At 63.3% G+C, this 24,045-nt stretch carries 20 protein-coding genes, 1 tRNA gene and 1 pseudogene; 3 read left to right on the forward strand and 19 right to left on the reverse strand.

What is annotated here, in order from left to right; genetic code table 11:
• Window positions 1-71: 71 nt before the first annotated feature.
• The 15 genes and pseudogenes from rpsG to CFP68_RS06815 form a co-directional block, all read right to left on the reverse strand.
• Window positions 72-542, reverse strand: a complete 471-nt coding sequence (gene rpsG / locus CFP68_RS06745; protein ID WP_099826127.1) for a 30S ribosomal protein S7 — start codon at window positions 540-542, stop codon at window positions 72-74.
• A 93-nt stretch (window positions 543-635) separates the two neighbouring features.
• Window positions 636-1,007, reverse strand: coding sequence for a 30S ribosomal protein S12 (rpsL, locus tag CFP68_RS06750; protein ID WP_099826128.1), 372 nt, complete (start codon window positions 1,005-1,007; stop codon window positions 636-638).
• Window positions 1,008-1,425: 418 nt separating this feature from the next.
• The gene (locus CFP68_RS06755) at window positions 1,426-2,331 is read right to left on the reverse strand and encodes a DMT family transporter (protein ID WP_099826129.1); all 906 of its coding nucleotides are present in this window, start codon (window positions 2,329-2,331) and stop codon (window positions 1,426-1,428) included.
• 155 nt (window positions 2,332-2,486) lie between these two features.
• Window positions 2,487-3,008 (reverse strand): annotated as a pseudogene (locus CFP68_RS06760) (transposase domain-containing protein); the annotation flags it as partial.
• A gap of 55 nt (window positions 3,009-3,063) precedes the next feature.
• Complete coding sequence (gene tnpB, locus CFP68_RS06765; protein ID WP_099826130.1) at window positions 3,064-3,411, reverse strand: IS66 family insertion sequence element accessory protein TnpB; 348 nt, start codon at window positions 3,409-3,411, stop codon at window positions 3,064-3,066.
• Window positions 3,412-3,413: 2 nt separating this feature from the next.
• Window positions 3,414-3,800, reverse strand: a complete 387-nt coding sequence (locus CFP68_RS06770) for a transposase (RefSeq protein WP_241523984.1) — start codon at window positions 3,798-3,800, stop codon at window positions 3,414-3,416.
• Window positions 3,801-3,958: 158 nt separating this feature from the next.
• Window positions 3,959-8,197: a DNA-directed RNA polymerase subunit beta' gene (gene rpoC / locus CFP68_RS06775; RefSeq protein ID WP_099826131.1), complete on the reverse strand. Its 4,239-nt coding sequence runs from the start codon at window positions 8,195-8,197 to the stop codon at window positions 3,959-3,961.
• Window positions 8,198-8,253: 56 nt separating this feature from the next.
• On the reverse strand, window positions 8,254-12,396 hold the full coding sequence (gene rpoB / locus CFP68_RS06780; protein ID WP_099826132.1) for a DNA-directed RNA polymerase subunit beta: 4,143 nt from the start codon (window positions 12,394-12,396) through the stop codon (window positions 8,254-8,256).
• 239 nt (window positions 12,397-12,635) lie between these two features.
• Window positions 12,636-13,016 carry a 50S ribosomal protein L7/L12 gene (gene rplL, locus CFP68_RS06785; RefSeq protein ID WP_099826133.1) on the reverse strand — a complete coding sequence of 127 codons (381 nt, stop codon included), beginning with the start codon at window positions 13,014-13,016 and terminating at the stop codon, window positions 12,636-12,638.
• A gap of 69 nt (window positions 13,017-13,085) precedes the next feature.
• Window positions 13,086-13,604 (reverse strand): 50S ribosomal protein L10, encoded by a 519-nt coding sequence (gene rplJ, locus CFP68_RS06790; RefSeq protein ID WP_099826134.1) that lies wholly within the window; start codon window positions 13,602-13,604, stop codon window positions 13,086-13,088.
• A gap of 242 nt (window positions 13,605-13,846) precedes the next feature.
• Window positions 13,847-14,545, reverse strand: a complete 699-nt coding sequence (gene rplA, locus CFP68_RS06795) for a 50S ribosomal protein L1 (protein ID WP_099826135.1) — start codon at window positions 14,543-14,545, stop codon at window positions 13,847-13,849.
• Window positions 14,545-14,970: a 50S ribosomal protein L11 gene (gene rplK / locus CFP68_RS06800; protein WP_099826136.1), complete on the reverse strand. Its 426-nt coding sequence runs from the start codon at window positions 14,968-14,970 to the stop codon at window positions 14,545-14,547. Before rplK ends, rplA begins: the two co-directional genes overlap by 1 nt.
• A gap of 136 nt (window positions 14,971-15,106) precedes the next feature.
• On the reverse strand, window positions 15,107-15,640 hold the full coding sequence (gene nusG / locus CFP68_RS06805) for a transcription termination/antitermination protein NusG (RefSeq protein ID WP_099826226.1): 534 nt from the start codon (window positions 15,638-15,640) through the stop codon (window positions 15,107-15,109).
• Window positions 15,641-15,819: 179 nt separating this feature from the next.
• On the reverse strand, window positions 15,820-16,020 hold the full coding sequence (secE, locus tag CFP68_RS06810) for a preprotein translocase subunit SecE (protein ID WP_099826137.1): 201 nt from the start codon (window positions 16,018-16,020) through the stop codon (window positions 15,820-15,822).
• A gap of 129 nt (window positions 16,021-16,149) precedes the next feature.
• Window positions 16,150-16,225 (reverse strand) — tRNA-Trp (locus tag CFP68_RS06815).
• A gap of 140 nt (window positions 16,226-16,365) precedes the next feature.
• On the opposite strand from CFP68_RS06815, the gene CFP68_RS06820 reads away from it, so the two are divergent.
• Window positions 16,366-16,863 (forward strand): ferritin-like domain-containing protein, encoded by a 498-nt coding sequence (locus CFP68_RS06820; RefSeq protein ID WP_099826138.1) that lies wholly within the window; start codon window positions 16,366-16,368, stop codon window positions 16,861-16,863.
• Window positions 16,864-16,906: 43 nt separating this feature from the next.
• Here CFP68_RS06820 and CFP68_RS06825 read toward each other — a convergent pair whose 3' ends face one another.
• From CFP68_RS06825 to CFP68_RS06840, 4 genes are all read right to left on the reverse strand, one after another.
• Complete coding sequence (locus tag CFP68_RS06825; RefSeq protein ID WP_099826141.1) at window positions 16,907-17,899, reverse strand: zinc transporter ZntB; 993 nt, start codon at window positions 17,897-17,899, stop codon at window positions 16,907-16,909.
• Between the two features lie 160 nt (window positions 17,900-18,059).
• Window positions 18,060-19,235, reverse strand: coding sequence for an elongation factor Tu (tuf, locus tag CFP68_RS06830; protein ID WP_099826125.1), 1,176 nt, complete (start codon window positions 19,233-19,235; stop codon window positions 18,060-18,062).
• 91 nt (window positions 19,236-19,326) lie between these two features.
• Window positions 19,327-19,977 (reverse strand): hypothetical protein, encoded by a 651-nt coding sequence (locus tag CFP68_RS06835; RefSeq protein ID WP_099826142.1) that lies wholly within the window; start codon window positions 19,975-19,977, stop codon window positions 19,327-19,329.
• 88 nt (window positions 19,978-20,065) lie between these two features.
• Window positions 20,066-22,492: a DNA topoisomerase IV subunit A gene (locus CFP68_RS06840; protein ID WP_099826144.1), complete on the reverse strand. Its 2,427-nt coding sequence runs from the start codon at window positions 22,490-22,492 to the stop codon at window positions 20,066-20,068.
• A 123-nt stretch (window positions 22,493-22,615) separates the two neighbouring features.
• On the opposite strand from CFP68_RS06840, the gene CFP68_RS06845 reads away from it, so the two are divergent.
• Together CFP68_RS06845 and CFP68_RS06850 are read left to right on the forward strand one after the other, a co-directional pair.
• Window positions 22,616-23,164, forward strand: a complete 549-nt coding sequence (locus CFP68_RS06845; RefSeq protein WP_099826145.1) for an SH3 domain-containing protein — start codon at window positions 22,616-22,618, stop codon at window positions 23,162-23,164.
• On the forward strand, window positions 23,161-24,015 hold the full coding sequence (locus CFP68_RS06850; protein ID WP_099826146.1) for an SDR family NAD(P)-dependent oxidoreductase: 855 nt from the start codon (window positions 23,161-23,163) through the stop codon (window positions 24,013-24,015). Before CFP68_RS06845 ends, CFP68_RS06850 begins: the two co-directional genes overlap by 4 nt.
• Window positions 24,016-24,045 lie beyond the last annotated feature (30 nt).

Consider the following 24,045-nt stretch of genomic DNA (forward strand, 5'->3'; position numbering starts at 1 on the left):
CTGGGGATATGGGACGGATTGTGCGCCACGGGCGCACCGAATGGGACAGGCGGCCGCGGGGCCGCCCGCTTTTACCAGCGGTAGTGGCTGAACGCCTTGTTCGCGTCGGCCATCTTGTGGGTGTCTTCGCGCTTCTTCACGGCCGAACCACGGCCGTTGACGGCATCGGCCAGTTCACCGGCCAGACGCTCTTCCATGGTGTTCTCGTTGCGCTTCTTGGACGCGTCGATCAGCCAGCGGATCGCCAGCGCCTCGCGGCGCTCGGGGCGCACTTCGACCGGCACCTGGTAGGTGGCACCGCCGACGCGGCGCGAACGCACTTCGACCGACGGCTTGATGTTGTCGAGACACTCGTGAAACACCTCGACGGGCGACTTCTTGAGCTTGCTCTCGACCCGGTCGAACGCGTTGTAGACGATGCGCTCGGCGACGGATTTCTTGCCGTCGACCATCAGGTTGTTCATGAACTTCGTCAGAACCCGATCGCCATACTTGGCATCAGGCAGGACTTCGCGTTTTTCGGCAGCGTGACGGCGGGACATTTCGGTTCTCTTTCTCTTGCTGTCATCCCCGGGGGCGGCCCGTGGATCTTCTGGCCTTGAGATCCTCGGGGAAATCCCGAGGATGACGGCGGATTATTTCGGACGCTTGGCGCCATACTTGGAACGGCGCTGCTTGCGGTTCTTGACGCCCTGGGTGTCGAGAACGCCGCGCAGGATGTGATAGCGGACGCCGGGAAGGTCTTTCACACGGCCGCCGCGGATCAGCACCACGGAGTGCTCCTGGAGGTTGTGCGATTCGCCACCGATATAGCTGATGACCTCGAAGCCATTGGTCAGACGCACCTTGGCGACCTTCCGCATGGCCGAGTTCGGCTTCTTCGGCGTCGTCGTATAGACCCGCGTGCAGACGCCGCGTTTTTGCGGACATCCCTGCAGGTGCATGGATTTGGAGCTTCTTACTTTCGGCTGTCGCGGCTTGCGGATCAGCTGTTGGATCGTTGGCATTCCGGTCTTATCCCCGTGTTGCAACACATTTAAGGTCTGCGCCCCTCAGAGGCGGTGTTCGCGCCCGTCGCTTACGGGCAGTTTCGGTAGGGCGCGCGCCCCGGTGATCGTTCCGCGCTTCACGCGTCCGCAAAACGCAAAAACCGCTCTGCTCGCCCTGACGGGGAACACGCGGTGGGTTTCCAGAGGATCGGGCCTGCGACAGCCGGATCATGACCACTTCAGTTCTGTGACGGAGCCCCCGCGTGGACGCATGGCACGCTCCAAGTGGGCGCCGTATAAAAGGAGTCGCGGGGGGTGTCAACAGCATGCGGTGCCACCGCGCAAGGTGCCGCCGCGAAACGGCAGCAGCGGCGCGCCCAGGCGCGACCGCACAAGCGACGGTCCGGGTCTTGGCCGTGCCCCATCCGGGCGGCCATCATGTCGGGCGCGAGGGGGGAAGTACCGCAACCTGGCGCACGCGGCGCGCCAGCCTTAGCTCACGGTATAACGTGAACAATCCGGTCCCGACCACAATGGCCGCCCCGATCAGCGTCGGCACGGCAGGCCAGTCGCCGAACACGACGAACCCCAGGATCAGCGCCGCGATCAGGCCGACGTAACGGAACGGCGCGACCACGGCCACGTCGCCGACCCGCATCGCCGCGATACTGGAGAGGTATCCGACGATGACGAACACCGTGGCCGCCAGGATGAAGCCCGCCGCCTCGGCATCGATCGGCGCCCAGGGTTCGAACAACGCCGCCAATCCCGAAGCGGCGGTGATCCCCAGCGCGGTCATGAAAGCCACCACCAGCGATGGCACCCCGCGCGACAGGCGGCGTGCCGACAGGTCGCGCACGGTGACGGCCACCACCGACGCCAGCGCATACAGTGAATAGGTGTTGAACCCGTCCGTGCCCGGCCGGACGATCAGCAGGACACCGCAAAACCCGATCAGGATCGCCACCAGCCGCCGCCACCCCAGCGGATCACGGAAAAACAGCGCGCTGGCCAGCGTCACCACCAGCGGCAGCACCTGAAGGATCGCGGACACGTTGGCCAGCGGCATGTTGGACAGCGCGCTGAGAAACAGCCAGGCGGCGATGATCTCGGCGATGGTGCGCAGCCCGATCAGCCAGCGATCGCGGGGCAGCAGCGGCAGCCACAGGCCGCCGACGACCGATCCGATCGCGAACAGCGCCAGCGCCGTCAGAAGACCGCGCAGGAACAGCGTCTGAAACAACGGCAGGTCGTCCAGCACCATTTTCAACAGCGCATCGTTGCATGTGAAAGCGACCATGCAGGTCATCATCAAAAGCGCGCCGCGCAGATTATCGCTCATGGTGTGTCCTCGGTGCCCCGGGGGATCTAGCACCGGCGCAGCCGGCAGGACAATCGGTATTGCCGGGCGATCGTAAGCGGTGCGCCGATCACACGGTTTTGGAGTAATTCCAGGGTAGCAGCTGCTCGATATCGTTCTGTTTGTGCCCCGCGGCGATGGGCGAGCGTTGCTTCGGTTGGCATGCCGCCCGCGATGATGTGGGCGGGTGCAGGAGCCTGAGCAATCCTGCCCTCGCAGGACCGGCAAGCGTATTTAGGGCGGCGGGTGACAATCACCCGGAACTGGGCCGGAATGATGTCCAGCCGTTCGCTGACATCCTCGCCAATGACGTGACGCTCAGTTTCGCAGGCGCAGGATCGCTCGGGTTCAATGACCACCTCAACCCGTTCCAGATGTTTGGGTAGTGATCCGCGATTGGTCTGGCGCGGCTTTGGGGGCCGCACGGGCGCGGTCCGCTCGTCCGCGTCGATCTCGGCTTCCACCTGCGCGATGGCGGTTTCGATATCCTCGAGTTCCAGTTCATACTGGGCCGGGTCAATCTTCTCGGATTTGGCCCCGAAGAGCGCCTTTTTGAACGAGGCGACCAAGGCCTCAAGCCGCGCATTCTGATCCTGCTGCGCACGGATGATCGCCTTCAGTTCGGCAATGTCATCGGGCAATTTGTCAGGCACAGTCATGCCCCATCTCATAACAAAACAAGGGCGGAATGACCCGCGCAAACGACCCCGTGAGTCACTCCGCCGCAGCTGGGGCTGCCACCTCCAAAGGGCGCACGCGCCGCCAATCCAAACCCGCAAACAGCGCCTCAAACTGGGCCGGTTCCAGGCGCATCACCCCGTTCTTGACCGGGGGCCATGTGAAGCTGTTATCCTCAAGCCGCTTGTATGCCATCACCAGCCCACTGCCGTCCCAATAGATCAGCTTCAGCCGATCCGCGCGCTTGGCCCGGAACACATAGACCGACCCATCAAACGGCTTCTGGCGCAGGTGGCTCTGCACCAAAGCGGCCAGCCCATCATGGCCCTTGCGGAAGTCCACCGGATCGCTGGCCACAAAGATCCGGACCGTGTGGGATGGCATGATCACGTGGCCATGGCCCGCGCGATCTCGGCAATCCGCGCCGCGGGCGTTGCCGCATCAAGACGGACGGTAACATCGTGTCTGATCACATCAATCGTGCTGGCGGACGCGGCAGGCAGAGATCGGGCTAAAGGCGCAGCTGCCTCGATCTCAACGGGCACAAAGTTCATGCCGTCCAAATTGGGCAGAACCAACTTGCCCTGTCGCGCCATCCGCCGCCAGTCAGACACCGTGCTGGGGATCAACTCATACCGCTTGGCAACCGCCTTGACCGTCTCGCCCTCGATCAACGTCTCCGCCACCACCTGCGCCTTCAATTTAGAAGGCCAATTCCGCTTGCCGTTAGCCCGGCGCGGCATCCTTGCCAGAAACTCGCTTGTAGCTCCCATCGAGAAACTCCCCACAAATCAAAGAAGCCTCTGAATCGCAGATCAAGCGTCAGCTCGAAAGTGTGGGGGTGGCGATACGCTTACGGAAATCCGATCCGGGCGCCAATAAAAAACCCCGCCGAAGCGGGGTTTTCCAAGGTTTTCCTGCGGCCGCGCGCTTATTCTTCGCGGCTTTCCGGCGTCATTTCCAGATCGGCGTCGGGCCCGGCATCCATCGTCTCGGCCGGCGCGGCAAGGGCCGCGGCGGCTTCGGCTTCGGCCTGCGCGGCCTTCAGGACCTTCAGGTCACGTTCGGCCGCGATACGGCGCACCTGCTTGGTGGCGCCACCCGTCCCTGCCGGGATCAGACGCCCGACGATGACGTTCTCTTTCAGGCCGACCAGCTTGTCACGCTTGCCCTGAACCGAAGCCTCGGTCAGCACCCGCGTGGTTTCCTGGAACGAGGCCGCCGAGATGAAGCTGCGGGTCTGCAGCGACGCCTTGGTGATCCCCAGCAGGATGGGTTCACCCTGTGCCGGACGTCCACCTTTCAACGCGGCCTTTTCGTTGGCCTCGTCGAATTCCGCCTTGTCGACGTGTTCGCCCTTCAACAGCGTGGTTTCCCCTGAATCCAGGATCTCCCACTTCTGCAGCATCTGGCGCACGATCACCTCGATGTGCTTGTCGTTGATCTTAACGCCCTGCAGGCGATAGACGTCCTGCACCTCGTCGATCATGTAGTCGGCAAGCGCCTCGACGCCCAGAACCGCAAGAATGTCATGCGGTGCCGGGTTGCCGTCCATGATGTAGTCGCCCTTCTGGACGAAGTCACCTTCCGCTACCGGAATGTGCTTGCCCTTCGGCACCATGTATTCGACCGGCTCGCCCTCGCCCTCGGCGGGAACGATGGCGATGCGACGCTTGTTCTTGTAATCCTTGCCGAATTTGACGTAACCGTCCTTTTCCGCAATGATCGCATTGTCCTTGGGACGCCGCGCCTCGAACAGTTCGGCCACCCGCGGCAGACCACCGGTGATGTCCTTGGTCCGCGCGCCTTCACGCGGGATACGGGCCACGACGTCACCGGCTTTGATCTCGGCCCCGTCTTCGACGGACAGGATCGCGTCAACCGACATGGTATAGACGACAGGATTGCCCTGATCGTTGCGCACCGGCTCGCCGTCTTCGCCCGCGATCAGGATCTCGGGCTTCAACTCGTTGCCCTTGGGCGCCGAGCGCCAGTCGGTCACGATCTTCTGGGTCATGCCGGTGGCTTCGTCGGTATCGTCGCGCACCGAAAGGCCGGTGATCAGATCGACGAACCGCGCCGTGCCGGACTTTTCGGCGATGATCGGCAGGGTATAGGGATCCCATTCGAACAGGCGTGCGCCACGCTCGACCTTCATCCCCTCGTCGACCAGGACCGTGGTGCCATAGCCCAGCTTGAAGCTGGCCCGTTCGACGTCCTGCTCGTCGACGATCACCATCGTCATGTTCCGACCCATGACCACCTGAAAGCCCGCATCGTTCACCAGAAGGTTGGCGTTGCGGAATTCGATCGTGCCTTCCTGTCCGGCCTCCTGGAACGAGGCCTGGCCACCCTGTGCGACGCCGCCGATGTGGAACGTCCGCATCGTCAGCTGGGTGCCGGGTTCGCCGATGGACTGTGCCGCGATGATGCCCACCGCTTCGCCCTGGTTGACCAGCGTGCCGCGCGCCAGGTCACGACCATAGCACATGGCGCAGACGCCTTCCTCGGCCTCGCAGGTCAGCGGCGAACGCACGCGCGCCGTCTGGAGAGTGGACGCTTCGATCATGTCGGCCTTGCGCTCGTCGATCAGTTCGTTGCGCGTGACCAGCACCTCGTCCGTGGCCGGATCGATGAAGTCCTCGGCCGCGACGCGACCCAAGACACGTTCGCCCAGAGAGGCCACGATTTCACCGTCGTTGACGGCTGCCGAGGCGGTCACAGCGCGATCGGTGCCGCAGTCGTGCAGGCGCACGATGCAATCCTGCGCGACGTCGACCAGACGTCGTGTCAGATACCCCGAGTTGGCGGTCTTCAACGCGGTATCCGACAGACCCTTGCGGGCGCCGTGGGTCGAGTTGAAGTATTCAAGAACGGTCAGACCTTCCTTGAAGTTCGAGATGATCGGCGTCTCGATGATCTCGCCCGACGGCTTGGCCATCAGGCCGCGCATGCCGCCCAGCTGCTTCATCTGGGTGACCGAACCACGGGCGCCCGAGTGGGCCATCATGTAAACCGAGTTCGGCTCGTTTTCGGCACCGTTTTCATCCCGACCGGCGGTCGAGATGGTTTCCATCATCGCCGCGGTGACCTTGTCGTTACACTTCGACCAGGCATCGACGACCTTGTTGTACTTCTCGCCCTGGGTGATCAGGCCGTCCATGTACTGCTGTTCGAAGTCCTTGACCTGGTCGCGGGTCTCTTCGACCAGCGGCCACTTGGTATCCGGCACGACCATGTCGTCCTTGCCGAACGAGATGCCCGCCTTGAACGCTTCGCGGAAGCCCATGGTCATGATCTGGTCACAGAAGATGACCGATTCCTTCTGACCGCAATAGCGATAGACGGTGTCGATGACCTGCTGCACTTCCTTCTTGCGCAGCAGACGGTTCACCAGGTCGAACGGCGCCTTGGCGTTCAGCGGCAGCAGCGATCCCAGCCGGATCCGTCCCGGCGTGGTTTCGAAGCGGCGCATCACCTCGTTGCCTTCCTCGTCGATCTGCGGAATGCGCGCGGTGACCTTGGCGTGCAGATGCACCTCGCCCGCGTCGAGGGCGTGCTGCACCTCGTCCACGTCCGAGAACATCATGCCCTCGCCCTTCATGCCCTCGCGCTGCATCGTGATGTAATACAGACCCAGGATCATGTCCTGCGACGGCACGATGATCGGCGCGCCGTTGGCCGGCGACAGCACGTTGTTGGTCGACATCATCAGGACGCGCGCCTCAAGCTGCGCCTCCAGCGACAGCGGAACGTGCACGGCCATCTGGTCGCCGTCGAAGTCGGCGTTGAAGGCCGAACAGACCAGCGGGTGAAGCTGGATCGCCTTGCCTTCGATCAGGATCGGCTCGAACGCCTGGATGCCAAGACGGTGCAGGGTCGGCGCACGGTTCAGCATGACGGGGTGTTCGCGGATCACTTCGTCCAGGATATCCCAGACTTCGGGACGTTCCTTTTCGACCAGCTTCTTGGCCTGCTTGACGGTGGAGCTCAGCCCCTTCGCCTCAAGCCGCGAATAGATGAACGGCTTGAACAGCTCGAGCGCCATCTTCTTGGGCAGCCCGCACTGGTGCAGTTTCAGTTCCGGTCCGGTCACGATGACCGAACGGCCCGAGAAGTCGACCCGCTTGCCCAGAAGGTTCTGGCGGAAACGGCCCTGCTTGCCCTTCAGCATGTCCGACAGCGATTTCAGCGGCCGCTTGTTGGCCCCCGTGATCACCCGGCCGCGACGGCCGTTATCGAACAGCGCATCGACCGATTCCTGCAACATGCGCTTTTCGTTGCGCACGATGATGTCGGGCGCGCGCAGCTCGATCAGCCGCTTCAGACGGTTGTTGCGGTTGATGACGCGGCGATACAGATCGTTCAGGTCGGACGTGGCGAACCGGCCACCGTCCAGCGGCACCAGCGGGCGCAGCTCGGGCGGGATGACCGGCACGACGGTCAGGATCATCCATTCCGGGCGGTTGCCGGATTCAAGGAAGCTCTCGACGATCTTCAGACGCTTGATGATCTTCTTGGGCTTCAGTTCACCGGTGGCTTCCTTCAACTCCTCGCGCAGACGGTCGGCCTCGGCTTCGAGGTCGATCATCGACAGCATTTCACGGATCGCCTCGGCGCCGATGTTGGCCGTGAAAGCATCCATGCCATACGCGTCCTGCGCATCCATGAACTCTTCTTCGGTCAGCATCTGGCCATAGGTCAGGTCGGTCAGCCCCGGTTCGATCACGACGTAGTTCTCGAAATACAGCACGCGTTCCAGATCGCGCAGGGTCATGTCCAGCATCAGGCCGATGCGCGACGGCAGCGACTTGAGAAACCAGATGTGCGCGACGGGCGACGCCAGTTCGATGTGACCCATCCGCTCGCGACGGACCTTCTGCAACGTCACCTCGACGCCGCATTTCTCGCAGACGACGCCGCGATATTTCATCCGCTTGTATTTGCCGCACAGGCATTCGTAGTCCTTGATCGGACCGAAGATGCGCGCGCAGAACAACCCGTCACGCTCGGGCTTGAACGTGCGGTAGTTGATGGTTTCGGGCTTCTTGATCTCGCCGAACGACCACGACAGGATCCGCTCGGGCGACGCGAGCGAGATCTTGATCTCGTCGAACGTCTTGGGGGCCGCCAGCGGGTTGAACGGGTTGGTTGTGATTTCCTGGTTCATCTTTTTTCCTTACGAAAAGGGAATGGGCGCGAAGGTGAGGGGTCGGGGCAAGGCCCCTATTCCTCGTCCTCCTCCGCATCCAGGAGTTCCATGTTGAGACCCAGACCGCGGACCTCCTTGACCAGAACGTTGAACGATTCCGGCACGCCGGCCTCGAAGTTGTCCTCGCCCTTGACGATGCTCTCGTAGACCTTGGTGCGGCCCGCGACATCGTCCGACTTGACCGTCAGCATTTCCTGCAAGGTATAGGCGGCGCCATAGGCTTCCAGCGCCCAGACCTCCATCTCGCCGAAACGCTGTCCGCCGAACTGCGCCTTGCCGCCCAGCGGTTGCTGGGTAACGAGGCTGTAGGGTCCGGTCGACCGCGCGTGGATCTTGTCGTCGACAAGGTGGTGCAGCTTCAGCAGGTATTTGACACCCACCGTCACCTTGCGGCTGAACTCCTCGCCGGTGCGGCCGTCGAACAGGCGCGACTGGCCGGACGTGTCGAATCCCGCACGCTTGAGCGAGTCGTTCACGTCTGCCTCTTTTGCACCGTCAAAGACCGGCGTGGCGATCGGAACACCCTTGCGCACCGCGCTTGCGGCTTCCAGCATCCGGTCCTCGTCCATGTCGTGCAGCACTTCGTCATGCACGTCGTCGCCATAGGCGATCCGCATGGCTTCGCGCACCGGGGTCATGTCGCCGTTGCGGCGGTAATCTTCCAGTGCCTCGTCCACCTTCAGGGCAAGACCGCGGGCGGCCCATCCCATGTGGGTTTCGAGGATCTGACCGACGTTCATCCGCGACGGAACGCCCAGCGGGTTCAGCACGAAATCGACCGGCGTGCCGTCTTCGAGGAACGGCATGTCCTCCATCGGGACCACCTTGGAAATCACGCCCTTGTTGCCGTGACGGCCGGCCATCTTGTCGCCCGGCTGCAGCTTGCGCTTCACCGCGACGAACACCTTGACCATCTTCATGACACCCGGCGGCAGGTCATCGCCACGGCGCACTTTTTCGACCTTGTCCTCGAACCGGGCGTCCAGCGCCTTTTTCTGGATGTCGAACTGGGTGTGCAGCGCCTCGACCTGGGCGGCTTCCTGCTCTTCCTCGAGGGCAAGCTGCCACCACTGGCCACGGCTCAGCTGGTTGTCCAGCAGTTCCGCCGTGATGGTGCCGCCGGACTTGACGCCCTTCGGACCCTTCACCGCGACCCGGCCTTCGATCATGCCACGCAGACGGGCATAGATGTTCCGCTCGAGGATCGTCAGCTCGTCGTCCCGGTCACGGGCCAGGCGTTCGACCTCTTCCCGCTCGATCTGCAACGCACGTTCGTCCTTCTCGACGCCGTGACGGTTGAACACGCGCACTTCGACAACCGTGCCGAAATCGCCGGGGGGCAGACGCAGGGACGTGTCGCGCACATCACTTGCCTTTTCCCCGAAGATCGCGCGCAGCAGCTTTTCTTCCGGTGTCATCGGGCTTTCGCCCTTGGGCGTGATCTTGCCCACCAGAATGTCCGCCGGTCCGACCTCGGCGCCGATATAGACGATACCGGCCTCGTCGAGGTTGCGCAGGGCTTCCTCGCCGACGTTCGGGATATCGCGCGTGATCTCTTCCGGTCCCAGTTTCGTGTCGCGGGCCGCCACTTCGAATTCGTCGATGTGGATCGACGTGAACACGTCGTCGCGGGTGATCCGCTCGGAAATCAGGATCGAGTCCTCGTAGTTGTAACCGTTCCACGGCATGAACGCGACGACCACGTTCTTGCCAAGGGCCAGTTCCCCCATGTCGGTGGACGGACCGTCGGCGATCACCTCGTTCTTCTGAACCGTATCGCCCACCTTCACCAGCGGACGCTGGTTGATGCAGGTGTTCTGGTTCGAACGCTGGAACTTGCGCAGGCCATAGATGTCGACCCCGGCATCGCCAAGCTCGAGATCTTCGGTGGCGCGCACGACGATGCGGGTGGCGTCGACCTGGTCGATGATGCCGCCACGCTTGGCCATGATCGCGGCGCCGGAATCCCGGGCCACGACCTCTTCGATGCCGGTGCCCACGAAGGGTGCCTCGGCCTGCAACAGCGGAACCGCCTGACGTTGCATGTTCGACCCCATGAGGGCGCGGTTGGCGTCGTCGTTTTCAAGGAACGGAATCAGCGATGCCGCGACCGAAACCAGCTGTTTCGGCGACACGTCGATCAGATCGACCGAATCCGACGGCGCCAGCATGTAGTCGCCGGACTGCCGGGTCGAAACCAGTTCGTTCACGAACCTCATGTCGCTGTCGAGGTTGGCGTTCGCCTGCGCCACGGTGTGACGCATTTCCTCGGTCGCGGACATGTAGTGGACTTCGTCCGTCACCTGGCCGTCCTTGACCACGCGATAGGGCGTTTCGATGAATCCGTACTTGTTCACGCGCGCAAAGGTCGCGAGCGAGTTGATCAGACCGATGTTCGGGCCTTCCGGCGTTTCGATCGGGCACATCCGGCCATAGTGGGTCGGGTGCACGTCGCGCACTTCGAAACCGGCGCGCTCGCGGGTCAGACCGCCCGGCCCGAGAGCCGACAGGCGCCGCTTGTGCGTCACTTCCGACAGCGGGTTCGTCTGGTCCATGAACTGCGACAGCTGCGACGAGCCGAAGAATTCGCGCACGGCGGCGGCAGCGGGTTTCGCGTTGATCAGGTCCTGCGGCATCACGGTGTCGATTTCGACCGACGACATGCGTTCCTTGATCGCACGCTCCATCCGCAGAAGGCCGACGCGATACTGGTTCTCCATCAGCTCACCGACCGACCGCACCCGGCGATTGCCCAGGTGGTCGATGTCATCGATGTCGCCACGTCCGTCGCGCAGATCGACCAGCGCCTTGATGCAGGCGACGATGTCTTCGCGGCGCAGCGTGCGCACGGTGTCTTCGGCATCCAGGTCCAGACGCATGTTCATCTTGACCCGGCCGACGGCCGACAGGTCGTACCGCTCGGGGTCGAAGAACAGGGTGTCGAACAGGTTCGACGCGGCTTCCACGGTGGGCGGCTCGCCCGGGCGCATCACGCGGTAGATATCCATGAGCGCGGTATCGCGGCCCATGTTCTTGTCCGCCGCCATCGTGTTGCGCATGTAGGGGCCGTGGTTGACGTTGTCGATGTCAAGGCAGGGGATCTCGGTGATCCCGGCGTCAAGCAATTCCTTCAGCGTCCCGCCCGTGACGTCGCCGTTCTTGTCGACTTCCCAGGTCAGTTCATCGCCGGCCTCGACATAGATCGCGCCGGTTTCCTCGTTGATGATGTCCTTGGCCACGAACCGGCCGACGATCTGGTCGAACGGGATCATCAGGTTCTTGACCTGATTGTCGTCGATCAGCTTCTTGACTGCCCGCGGCGTGACCTTCTTGCCCGCCTCGGCGATCACTTCGCCGCTGTCGGCATCCACAAGGTCGTGCCCCGGACGGGTGCCGCGCACGCGTTCGGGGAAGAACTTGGTCACCCAGCCGCGGTTCTGCTTCAGCGTGAAGGTCACGGTATCGTAATACGCATCCATGATCGCTTCCTGGTCCAGCCCGAGGGCATAGAGCAGGGTCGTCACCGGCAGCTTGCGGCGACGGTCGATCCGGCAGAACACGATATCCTTGGCGTCGAACTCGAAATCCAGCCACGATCCGCGATAGGGGATGATGCGGCAGGCGAACAGCAACTTGCCCGAGCTGTGCGTCTTGCCCTTGTCGTGATCGAAGAACACACCGGGCGAACGGTGCATCTGCGACACGATCACGCGTTCGGTGCCGTTCACGACGAAGGTGCCGTTCTGGGTCATCAGGGGCATGTCGCCCATGAAGACGTCCTGTTCCTTGATGTCCTTGACCGACTTGGCGCCGGTGTCCTCGTCCACATCGAACACGATCAGACGCAGCGTCACTTTCAGCGGCGCGGCATAGGTCATGTCACGCTGCTGACACTCCTCGACGTCATACTTGGGCTTTTCCAGCTCGTACTTGACGAACTCCAGAACGGCCGTCTCGTTGAAGTCCTTGATCGGAAAGACGGATTGGAAGACACCCTTGATGCCTTCGCCGTCCATCGGCTGGTCCTGATCGCCCGAGCGCAGGAACAGGTCATAGGACGATTTCTGAACCTCGATGAGGTTCGGCATTTCCAGCACTTCGCGGATTTTGCCATAATATTTACGGAGGCGTTTCTGGCCGAGGAACGTCGTAGCCATGTGGTAGGCACCTTTCTTTTCGCAGGCGCAGCGCCGGTGGGCGGCGGCGATACACCCTCACGAAACAGCGGGTTCAGATCAATACCTGGTCACCTTCCCACAGGTGACCTCCCGATCCTGAACCGCGGCTTGGGAAAGGCTGATCGCATCAGCCCTTCCCGAGACGCGGGCGGCTGGCCCCGGATCATGTCCGGAGCCAGCCGTTTCTTACGGTGCCGCACCCGCAGGCGCGGACACGATCACTTCAGTTCGACCTCGGCGCCGGCTGCTTCCAGCTTGCCCTTGATCTCTTCGGCTTCGGCTTTCGAAACCTGCTCCTTGACGGCCTTGCCGCCGGCCTCGACCAGGTCCTTGGCTTCTTTCAGGCCAAGACCGGTGATGCCGCGCACTTCCTTGATCACGTTGATCTTCTGAGCGCCGGCGCTCTTCAGGATCACGTCGAATTCGGTCTGCTCTTCAGCAGCCGCACCGCCACCACCGTCGGCCGGTCCGGCCATCATCACGGCGCCGCCAGCGGCGGGCTCGATGCCATACTCGTCCTTGAGGATGGTTTTCAGTTCTTGTGCCTCGAGAAGGGTCAGACCCACGATCTCTTCAGCCAGTTTTTTCAGATCAGCCATTTTGCTTTCCGTTCTTTCAGATGTGTTCCAACGTGCGATTTGACAACCCACACGGTTCGGACAATTGCGTTACGCGGCTTCGCCACGCTCCTCGATGGTCGAGAGGATGCTCGCGATGTTGCTTGCAGGCGCGCCAATGGCCCCGGCGATGTTGCTGGCAGGCGCAGCGATGCAACCGACGATCGAAGCGATAAGCTCCTCACGCGACGGCATTGCGGCGACGGCTTTGACACCGGCAGGATCAAGTGCCGTTTCGCCCATCGCACCACCGAGAATCTCAAACTTGGGATTCCCCTTGGCGTAATCCTGGGCCACCTTGGCGGCAGCCACCGGATCTTCCGAATAGGACAGAACGGTCATGCCCGTGAGCAGGTCGGCGATGGAAGACACCGCTTTCCCGTCAAGGGCGATCTTGGCGAGCTTGTTCTTGGCAACGCGTACGGATCCGCCTGCCTGGCGCATTTGCGCCCGCAGATCCTGCATCTCGGCAACTGTCATTCCCGCGTAGTGGGCTACCACGACGACGCCAGAGCTTTCGAAGATCTGGCCGAGTTCCTCGACCACTTTCTCTTTCTGGGCTCTATCCACAGTTTCACTCCAAGTTTGGAAGGGTCACCCCCTCCGGCTCTCATTAACCCCCGCTTGCGCGAAGGATCGGGTCCGGATCACGGGTCCCGAGGCCAAAACCGCCCGAGGGTCGAAACCCCCTGAAAGTTCGTCTCGCTTCCCATCTCGGGAAGGATTTAGCGGGGTTGCCCCCTACCCTCCGTCTCGGACAGAACAGGGCCGGACGGCCCTGCCATTGGCGGGCCGAAGCCCGCCAAATCTCATCAGTTGCCGGTCGCGTTCGCGACGTCGACGGTCACGCCCGGACCCATGGAGGACGTCAGGTGGACACCCTTCATGTAGGTGCCCTTGGCACCCGTGGGACGGGCCTTGCCGACGGCATCCACGAAGGCGCGGACGTTTTCGGCCAGCTTGGCTTCGTCGAACGATGCCTTGCCGATGCCGGCATGGATCACGCCGGCCTTCTCGGCCTTGAACTGGACCTGACCGCCCTTGGCCGCCTCGACGGCTTCCTTGACGTCCATGGTCACGGTGCCGATCTTGGGGTTCGGCATCAGGTTGCGCGGGCCCAGGATCTTGCCCAGACGGCCGACGATCGGCATCATGTCGGGCGTGGCGATGCAACGGTCGAAGTCGATCTTGCCGCCCTGGATCTGTTCCATGAGATCCTCGGCCCCGACGATGTCGGCGCCGGCTGCGGTCGCTTCATCCGCCTTGGCGCCGCGGGCGAACACCGCCACGCGGACGCTTTTGCCCGTGCCGTTGGGCAAGGTCACCGTGCCACGCACCATCTGGTCTGCGTGCCGCGGATCAACGCCGAGGTTCATCGAAATCTCGATCGTCTCGTCGAATTTCGCGGTGGCGTTCGACTTCACCAGCTTGACGGCGTCCTCGACACTGAGGTTGCGCTTGTCGGCGACAGCTTCACGGGCGGCGCGGATTCTTTTTCCAAGCTTTGCCATTACTTTACCTCGATGCCCATGGATTTTGCGGACCCGACGATGATCTTCATCGCGCTTTCGACGTCGGTCGCGCTCAGATCCTTCATCTTGGCTTCGGCGATTTCGCGCACCTGCTTGACGGTGATCGTGCCGACGGTTTCACGGCTGGGCAGCTTGCCGCCCGACTTCAGCTTCGCCGCCTTCTTCAGGAAATAGGACGCCGGCGGCGTCTTGATGTCCATCGTGAAGGACTTGTCCTGGTAATAGGTGATGACCGTCGGGCAAGGTGCGCCCGGCTCAAGCTCCTGCGTCTTGGCGTTGAACGCCTTGCAGAATTCCATGATGTTGATGCCGCGCTGACCCAATGCCGGGCCGACGGGCGGCGACGGGTTGGCTTGCCCCGCCTTCACTTGCAGCTTCAGGCTGCCGATCTTCTTCTTGGCCATCTGGCCTCTCCTTTATCGCGGCAGAACCGGGTCTGCCCTACAACTGATCCGGGACAGGATCATGGGTTGCGGTGGTTCGGTCCGGCCGCGGCCGCACCTCCCACCTCGATCGCCGCCCCGAACCGGGCGGCGCACATCAGGATGACTTGGTCACCTGGGTGAATTCCAACTCGATCGGGGTCGCCCGACCGAAAATCGACACCGTGACCTTCAGGCGCTGATTCTCGTCGTCCACGCTGTCGACCATGCCCTCGAAGCCTTCGAAGGGTCCGTCGTTCACCGACACCTTTTCGCCGATGTCAAAGGCGATCAGGGTGCGCGGCGCGTTCTCGTTTTCCTCGACGCGGTTCAGGATCTGGTTCACCTCGGCATCGCGCATCGGCATCGGCCGCCCCTGCGGTCCGAGAAAGCCGGTCACGCGGTTGATCGATGAAATCAGGTGATAGCCCCGATCGCTCATCTCCATGCGCACCAGAACATAACCGGGCATGAAGCGACGCTCGGTCGGCACCTTCTTGCCGCGGCGGATCTCGATCACCTCTTCGGTCGGCACCAGAACCTCGTCGATTTCGTCCTCGAGGCCCTTCTCGGCGACCTCGGTGCGAATCTGTTCGGCGATCTTCTTCTCGAAATTCGAGAGAACACTAACCGAGTACCACCGCTTCGCCATTGTTCCAGTCGCCTTTGCCTTGTCCGGCACCATGCCGGATATGTCTTAAATTCCGGGCAATCACACCGCCCTGCCCCAACACAAATCGGCGTGCCGCACGAATCGTGGCACGCCTGCTTCGGGAAACGCCGCTTCGGATAACGCCGCACAGGCCCGAATTCAAGGGCCGATCATGGATTTCAGCCGAACATGCCCAGAACCGCCTTCAACCCCGTGCGGATCACCAGATCGACGCCGAAGAAAAAAATCGCCGTGATGGTCGCCATGATGAACACCATCACCGTGGTCAACAGCACTTCGCGGCGGGTCGGCCAGACGACCTTGGCCACTTCGGCGCGCACCTGCTGAAGAAACTGAACGGGATTCGTTCTGGTGGCCATGTCTGAACTTTCTCGCTGCTGATCGGGCGCGCAGATGCCCGCCCTGCCGCATGTAAACAACTCCGGCGTCGCAAACAAGTGCGACACGGACGTTCCAGTCACCATGACGGCGAACTGTGATGGATGGTCTGGCAGGGGCTAAGGGACTCGAACCCATGACCCTCGGTTTTGGAGACCGATGCTCTACCAACTGAGCTAAACCCCTAGACCGGGATGTGCCTAAATCGGTTGCGCGCGGAAATCAAGGGCCCTTGGACAGATCGGCGCCGAAACTCCCTTCGGAACTTGGCCCGTGGCTGTCGTGTTGACCCGCCAAGCATCAAAGCAATCAACCGGAGGCACACCATGCCGATGAACAACCTCAAGGACGTCTACCTGGACCAGCTCCAGGACCTCTACAGCGCCAACAAGCAATCCATGGAAGCGACGACAAAGCTGGGGCGCGCCGCCACCGACAAGGAGCTGAGCGAGGCCCTGATCGCGGGCACCACCGGCATCAGCGACGGGATGGATGCCATCACCCGCATCTGCAACGATCACGGTGTCGATCCCAACGGCGAGCACTGCAAGGGTATGGAAGGGCTGGTCAAGGAAGCGCGCGCCCATGCGCTGGATCAGGAGTTCGGCGACGACGATACACGCGACGCGATGATCATCACCCAGTATCAGCGGATGGTGCACTACGGGCTGGCCGGCTACGGCTGCCTGGTGGCCTTCGCCAACCGCCTGGGCCTGGATGGTGATGCTGCCGTGCTTCAGCAGTGTCTGGACAAGACCTATGACGGCGACCGCCACATGACGCAAATCGCGACCAAGGGCGGCGTCAATGAATCCGCGGCCTGACGTGTTAGGGGGATCGGGTGCATAAGCTCCCCATCCCTGCCCCTCACCGTGGATCGCGTGGCTTGACCAGCCGGAACCACCACAACGCGAACACGATGAGGACGGAGACCACGATCAGCCCCGCCGAAAACATCCAGAACGCCGGGGGCCAACTGGCGCCCGGCATTCCTGCAAGGTTTATTCCCATCAATCCCGTCAGGAACCCCAGCGGCAGAAACACGACCGAGATCACCGACAGGACATAAAGGTTCCGGTTAAGCCGTTCGTCCATCGCCCGGTTCAATTCATCTCGAATGGCCTGAAGCCGGTCCCGCGTAGCTTCCAGCAGTTCGACCACCCGAAGCATGCGGTGCAACTGTTCGCGCAGCCGGGCGAGATCGCCATCGTCGAGCCAGGGCGCCGGCGACGCGACGATGTCGCGGATCGCATCCCGCTGCGGCCCGAGAAACTGACGCAGATCGATCATCTCCAGACGCATGTCCGACAGCGCCTCGCCCTGCCCCTCCTGCGGTCCCGCCACGACCGAGACTTCCAGCCTGTCCGCCCGCCGGTCAAGATCGTCGATCTGGCCTTCGATCCGCACGGTCAGTTCCTCGATCAGTTCCGTCAGGAATTGACCGGAGGTCTGCGGCCCCTGCCCGTCGGACAATTTCTCGGAAACATTCATCACCGACGCCAAAGATCGCCGCGACAACGAGACGATTCGCGACGCATCCAGCCAGATGCGGATCGCGATCATGTCCTCGGGGTCGGCTCCGGGATCGGTGTTGATGCCGCGCAGAACCACCAACAGCCCGTCACCCACCCGCGTGGCCCGCGGCCGGGTCTCGGGCTGTGTCAGCGCGGCGCGGATCGACGGATCGAGATAATCCAGGTTCGTGTCGATCCAGGGCGCGGCCCCCGGATGATCGGCCACCAGATGCAGCCACGCCGGTTCGCTGTCAGCCAGCGCTGCCGAGATCGCGGCCGGCTGGGCCAGCCGCGTTCCGTTCTGCTCGGGGCCCAGCGCATGGGCGAAACGAATGAAATCGGACATGTCTCAGGTCTCGGGGGTGACGAAAAAGGGCGGCCGCTTCGGGCCGCCCTCGGAAAATACCATCGCACTGATCGTGCAAAGACCGCGCGCCCGGATCGGGCCTGTCGCGCGGTCCTGCCGGGTGCGTCCCGGCACCTGATTGCCGGGACGCACCGTCAGATCAATCGGTGATCTTGGAGACGACGCCGGCGCCGACGGTGCGGCCGCCTTCACGGATGGCGAAGCGCAGGCCCTGCTCCATGGCGATCGGGGCGATCAGCTCGACGCCGAAGGACACGTTGTCGCCCGGCATCACCATCTCGGTGCCCTCGGCCAGCATCACCGTGCCGGTCACGTCCGTCGTGCGGAAGTAGAACTGCGGACGGTAGTTGGCGAAGAACGGCGTGTGACGGCCACCCTCTTCCTTGGTCAGGATATACGCCTCGGCCTCGAACTTGGTGTGCGGCTTGACCGAACCGGGCTTGCACAGCACCTGGCCACGCTCGACGCCGTCACGGTCGACACCGCGCAGCAGCGCGCCGATGTTGTCGCCCGCTTCACCGCGGTCCAGCAGCTTGCGGAACATCTCGACGCCCGTGCAGGTCGTCTTGCGGGTGTCGCGGATGCCGACGATCTCGATCTCGTCGCCGACGTTGATCACGCCACGCTCGACCCGGCCGGTCACCACCGTGCCGCGACCCGAAATCGAGAACACGTCCTCGACCGGCATCAGGAACGGCTGGTCCACGGCCCGCTCGGGGGTCGGGATGTATTCGTCGACGGCCGCCATCAGCTTGCGGATCGCCTCTTCGCCGATCTCGGGATCGCGGCCTTCCATCGCGGCCAGGGCCGAACCGGGGATGACCGGAATGTCGTCGCCCGGATAGTCATAGGACGACAGCAGCTCGCGGATCTCCATCTCGACCAGTTCCAGCAGTTCCGCGTCGTCGACCTGGTCCACCTTGTTCATGAACACGACCATCGACGGGATGCCGACCTGGCGGCCCAGCAGGATGTGCTCGCGCGTTTGCGGCATCGGGCCGTCGGCGGCGTTCACAACCAGGATCGCGCCGTCCATCTGCGCCGCACCGGTGATCATGTTCTTCACATAGTCGGCGTGGCCGGGGCAGTCGACGTGCGCATAGTGGCGGTTGTCGGTCTCGTATTCCACGTGCGCGGTCGAGATCGTGATCCCGCGCGCCTTCTCTTCCGGCGCGCCGTCGATCTGGTCATAGGCCTGGAAATCGCCGAAATACTTCGTGATCGCAGCCGTCAGCGTCGTCTTGCCGTGGTCAACGTGGCCGATCGTGCCGATGTTAACGTGCGGCTTGTTACGTTCGAATTTTGCCTTTGCCATGGTGGCCTCGCCTTGTCGGTCAGGGGGGCCGAAACGGGCCCGGTTGCAACATCGCGCGCTCTTTATCCGCCGATGGGATCGAAATCAAGCGTCAGTTGGCCGCCGCTGCGCCCGCTGCCAGTGCGGCACGGCGGGCGGCCTGCGACTTGGCCAGTTTCGCCTTTTGGGCCGTGCGATCGAACGGCGTGCGCGGGGTTTCGGGGTCGGGCGCGAACCACTCGGCGTTCTTTTTCAGATAGTCCTGGATCTGGCGCGCGCCTTCACGCGCGAGGTTTTGCAGCTGTTCTTCCTTGCCGCGCGCCAGGCCCGATCCGATCAGTGGCGCGGTGTTCTGCAAGCCCTCGAACGCCGTGATGCGATAGGGTTTCTCGTTCAGCTTCTTCTGCGTGGCATTGTCATAGACCGTCACGTCGAAGATCATCACCGATTTCGGCGTATAGACCACCGGCAAGCCGGGTTGCGCCAAAACGAAGCCGCCGATCGAAATGCCGAAATGATACAAGCCGTCGCCGTCATAGCGCGCGAAGCGTTCCTCGATGGCGTCGGCCAGCGCGGTGCTCAGTTCATCTTCCGTGGCGTTGCGTGAAAACGGCCCCTCCTGGGCGTCGGGTGCGATGACGTGGTTATAGCCGAGACGGAAATCGCCCAGCGGCACCAGCGGCCCAGAGGGATCGACGTTCGAACAGGCCGCCAGACCCAACAGGGCGATGACGAAAAACAGGCGGGAGACAAGGTTCGGCATCGAATGGCATCCTCGGTCAGCGTCAGCGATGGTGGTAACGCAGGGCGTGGGCCAGTGCAATCGTCACGGCCCCACGGCCCGGCATCGGTCAGGTGAAGGTATTGTCGCGGGGGAAGCCGCGTGGCGCCATTCGCCCGGACGTCGCACGCTTGGCGGTCCATTCGGACAGTTCCGTTTCGGTGCGGGTGCGGCCGGCGGGATCCTTCCACGTCAGACCGGCCCCGAGGGCGAAGGTCGTCGCGTCGGACAGCCCGCCATCCTTGTAGCTCTGCATCCGAACGCCCTTGCCGCGCGCCATTTCCGGCAGGTCGGCCACGGGAAACACCAGCATCTTGCGGTTCTCGCCCACCACGGCGATGTGATCGCCCGCGATGCGCTTGCAGATCGCCGCGCGCACGCCGTCGCGCACGTTCAGCACCTGCTTGCCCGCCCTGGTCTGGGCGATCACGTCGTCTTCGCCCACGACGAACCCGTCCCCGGCGGACGATGCCACCAGAAGGCGGGCGCCGGGGCGGTGGATGAACAGCGCGACAATCTCGGCCTCGTTCGGCAGGTCCACCATCAGGCGCACGGGTTCGCCCATGCCGCGCCCGCCGGGCAGCATGCTGGCCGCGATGGTGAACACCCGGCCCGTGCTGCCGAACAGCAGGATCTTGTCGGTGGTTTCGGCGTGGAACACGAAGCGCGGGCCATCGCCGTCCTTGAACTTCAATTCCTTGTCCAGCGCGATATGGCCCGACAGCGCCCGGATCCAACCCATCTGGGAACAAACGACGGTGATCGGCTCGCGTTCGATCATCGCTTCCAGCGGCACATCCTCGACCACGCCGGCATCGGCGAACCGGGTCAGACGGCCACCGCGCGGTCCGGTCTTGCCGAATTGCTTGCGGGTGTCGCGCAACTGTTCGGCGATGCGCTTCCATTGCAGGCCCTCGTCGGCCAGCAGATCCTCGATGTCGGCCCGCTCTTTCTGCAAGGCGTCGCGTTCGCGGATCAGCTCCAACTCTTCCAGGCGACGCAGCGAGCGCAGGCGCATGTTCAGGATCGCCTCGACCTGAACGTCGCTCAGATCGCGGCCGGGATAGCGGTGCGGCACCTTGCGATCATCGCCCGCCTCGCCGTCGAGCGCGGCGATTGCCTCGTCCGTGGCGTCGGTGTCGGCCACGGTGCCCTGGGCGTCGATATCGACACCGCGCAGGGGCGAGACGTAATCGGCCTCGGTCATCGCACGCGGCGTCAGATCCTGATGCGCGCGGCTCCAGTCTTCCCACATCATGGCGCGCTTGGGGTCGTCGTCATAGCGGATGATGTCGATCACGCGGTCCAGGTTGAGGAAGGCGATGATGAAGCCTTCCAGCACTTCCAGCCGGTGATCGATCCTGGCCAGCCGATAGCGCGAGCGGCGCAGCAGAACGTCGCGCCGGTGATCCAGAAATGCGCGCAGCACTTCCTTCAGCGAACAGACCTTGGGCGTGCGTCCGTCGATCAGCACGTTCATGTTCAGCGAGAACCGGGTTTCCAGATCCGAATTGCGGAACAGCGCGTTCATCAACACATCCGCATCCACCGCGCGGCTTTTCGGCTCGATGATCAGGCGGACATCCTCGGCGGATTCGTCGCGCACATCGCCGAAGATCGGGATCTTCTTTGTCTGGATCAGTTCGGCCAGCTTTTCGATCAGGCGCGATTTCGGCACCTGATAGGGAATTTCCGTCACCACGATCTGCCACTGACCGCGGCCCAGCTCCTCGATCTCCCACTTGCAGCGCAGGCGGAAGGCGCCGCGCCCGGTGCGATAGGCCTCGGCGATGTTCTCGGGCGGCTCGACGATAACACCGCCGGTGGGGAAATCGGGGCCGGGCACGTATTTCAGCAGGGTGTCGTCGCGCGCATCGGGCGTTTCGATCAGATGCAGACAGGCGCCGATCAACTCGTGGATGTTGTGCGGCGGGATGTTCGTCGCCATGCCCACGGCAATGCCGCTGGACCCGTTGGCCAAAAGGTTCGGAAATGCCGCCGGCAGGACGACGGGTTCCTGCAACCGCCCGTCGTAATTGTCGCGGAAATCGACGGCGTTCTCGGCCATCCCCTCCAGCAAGGCCTCGGCCGCCGCGGTCATCCGCGCTTCGGTGTATCGCGACGCGGCGGGATTGTCGCCGTCGATATTGCCGAAGTTGCCCTGACCGTCGACCAGCGGATAGCGGACGGCAAAATCCTGGGCCAGGCGCGCCATGGCATCATAGATCGCGGCGTCGCCATGAGGGTGGAAATCGCCCATGGTGTCGCCGCTGATCTTGGCCGATTTCAGAAAGCCGCCGGTGGACGACAGCCGCAAGCGCGACATCGCATAGAGGATGCGGCGATGCACCGGCTTCAGCCCGTCGCGCGCATCGGGCAAGGCGCGGTGCATGATCGTCGACAGCGCATAGGTCAGATAGCGCGCGCCAATCGCATCGCGCAGCGATTCGGTCAGGCCGTCGGGCGCGGCGTCGGGCATGTCAGAAATGTCGTCCATGGGTGCGGGGATAGCGGCATGGCCCCTGCGGGTAAAGCAACCCCGTGCCCTCTTGACGACATTTTATCGGGAACCGTTGTTCGATTTGTGATATTGTAGAGCAAAACAACGGGGACAGGCAGGATGATACGTTTGACGCTTTTGCTGATCGCGGGACTCGCGGTGACGATGTATGCCTTCGGGCAGAATCCCGACCTGCCCCAAGGCAGCGATCCCGGCGGCCCGCCCGAGGTGACGCGCACGAACTCCGACGATTCCGGTCTGCTGACCCGCGTCGGCAACCTGATCGACGAAGCCACGGCCGCCGAACAGCCCGGCGAACATCTGCCGCTGGCCAGTGAACAGAAAGCCATCGAGATCGCCCTGGCCGCGACCGTCAGCCCCGACGCCCCCGCCGCCGCACCGCCGCGTACTGTCAATCTGGGTGGCACGACCCGGACTACCACCGCGCCAACCTCGCCTGAAAACGACCTCTGGATCGTTACCGGCAGCCGCGTCAACCTGCGCGCCGGCCCCTCGACATCGGATTCGGTGGTGGGCAGCGTGCGCGAAGGACAGCGCGCCGAGATGCTGGAAGAAACCGCCAACGGCTGGTATCGCATCCGCACGGCGGACGACGGCCAGAGCGGCTTCATCTTCGGCCGGTTCCTCAGCCCCCTCGACGCCGGGTGACGCAAACCCACGGGCCAGATGGCGCCCCCCGTTCGATCCTGATCACCGGATGTTCTAGCGGCATCGGCCGTGATGCCGCGCGCACCCTCGCGGCCCGCGGGTGGCGCGTCTTCGCCTCGTGCCGGGCAAAGACGGATTGCGACAGCCTGCGCGCCGAAGGATTTGCCAGCCCGCGCATCGATTATGCCGACGCCGACACCATCGTCAGCGGCCTGGCCGAAGTGCTGGACGCCACCGGCGGCACGCTGGACGCGCTGTTCAACAACGGCGCCTACGCCTTGCCCGGCGCGGTCGAGGATCTGCCCCGCGACGGATTGCGCGCCTTGTTCGAAACCAACCTGTTCGGTGTCCACGACCTGACCGTTCGGGCCCTGCCGGTCATGCGCGCCCAGGGGCATGGCCGGATCGTCAACTGCTCGTCGGTCCTGGGGTTGGTCGCGGCGCCTTGGCGCGGCGCCTATGTGGCCAGCAAATTCGCACTGGAAGGTCTGACCGATACCCTGCGCATCGAGATGGCCGACACGCCGATCCACATCGTGCTGATCGAACCGGGGCCGATCGACACGCCGTTCCGCAAGAACTCCATCCCGCCCTTCGAGCGATGGATCGCCTGGCGCGAATCGCCACGGCGCGCACAATACGAATCCCGCCTGTTGAAGCGCTTGTATGATGCGCCCGCCGCCGACCGGTTCCAGAAACCGCCATCCGCCGTGACCGACCGCCTGATCACGGCCCTCGAGGCGCCGACGCCGAAGGCGCGGTATTTTGTCACGAGCCCCACCCACGCGATGGGCTTGGCCCGCCGGATCCTGCCCGCAAGGCTGATGGACCGCATCCTTTCGCACGGATGAATTGACGGCGCCCCTTCGCTTTTCCGGCGT

This window comes from Oceaniglobus indicus, from assembly GCF_002751875.1.
Classification (GTDB): domain Bacteria; phylum Pseudomonadota; class Alphaproteobacteria; order Rhodobacterales; family Rhodobacteraceae; genus Oceaniglobus; species Oceaniglobus indicus.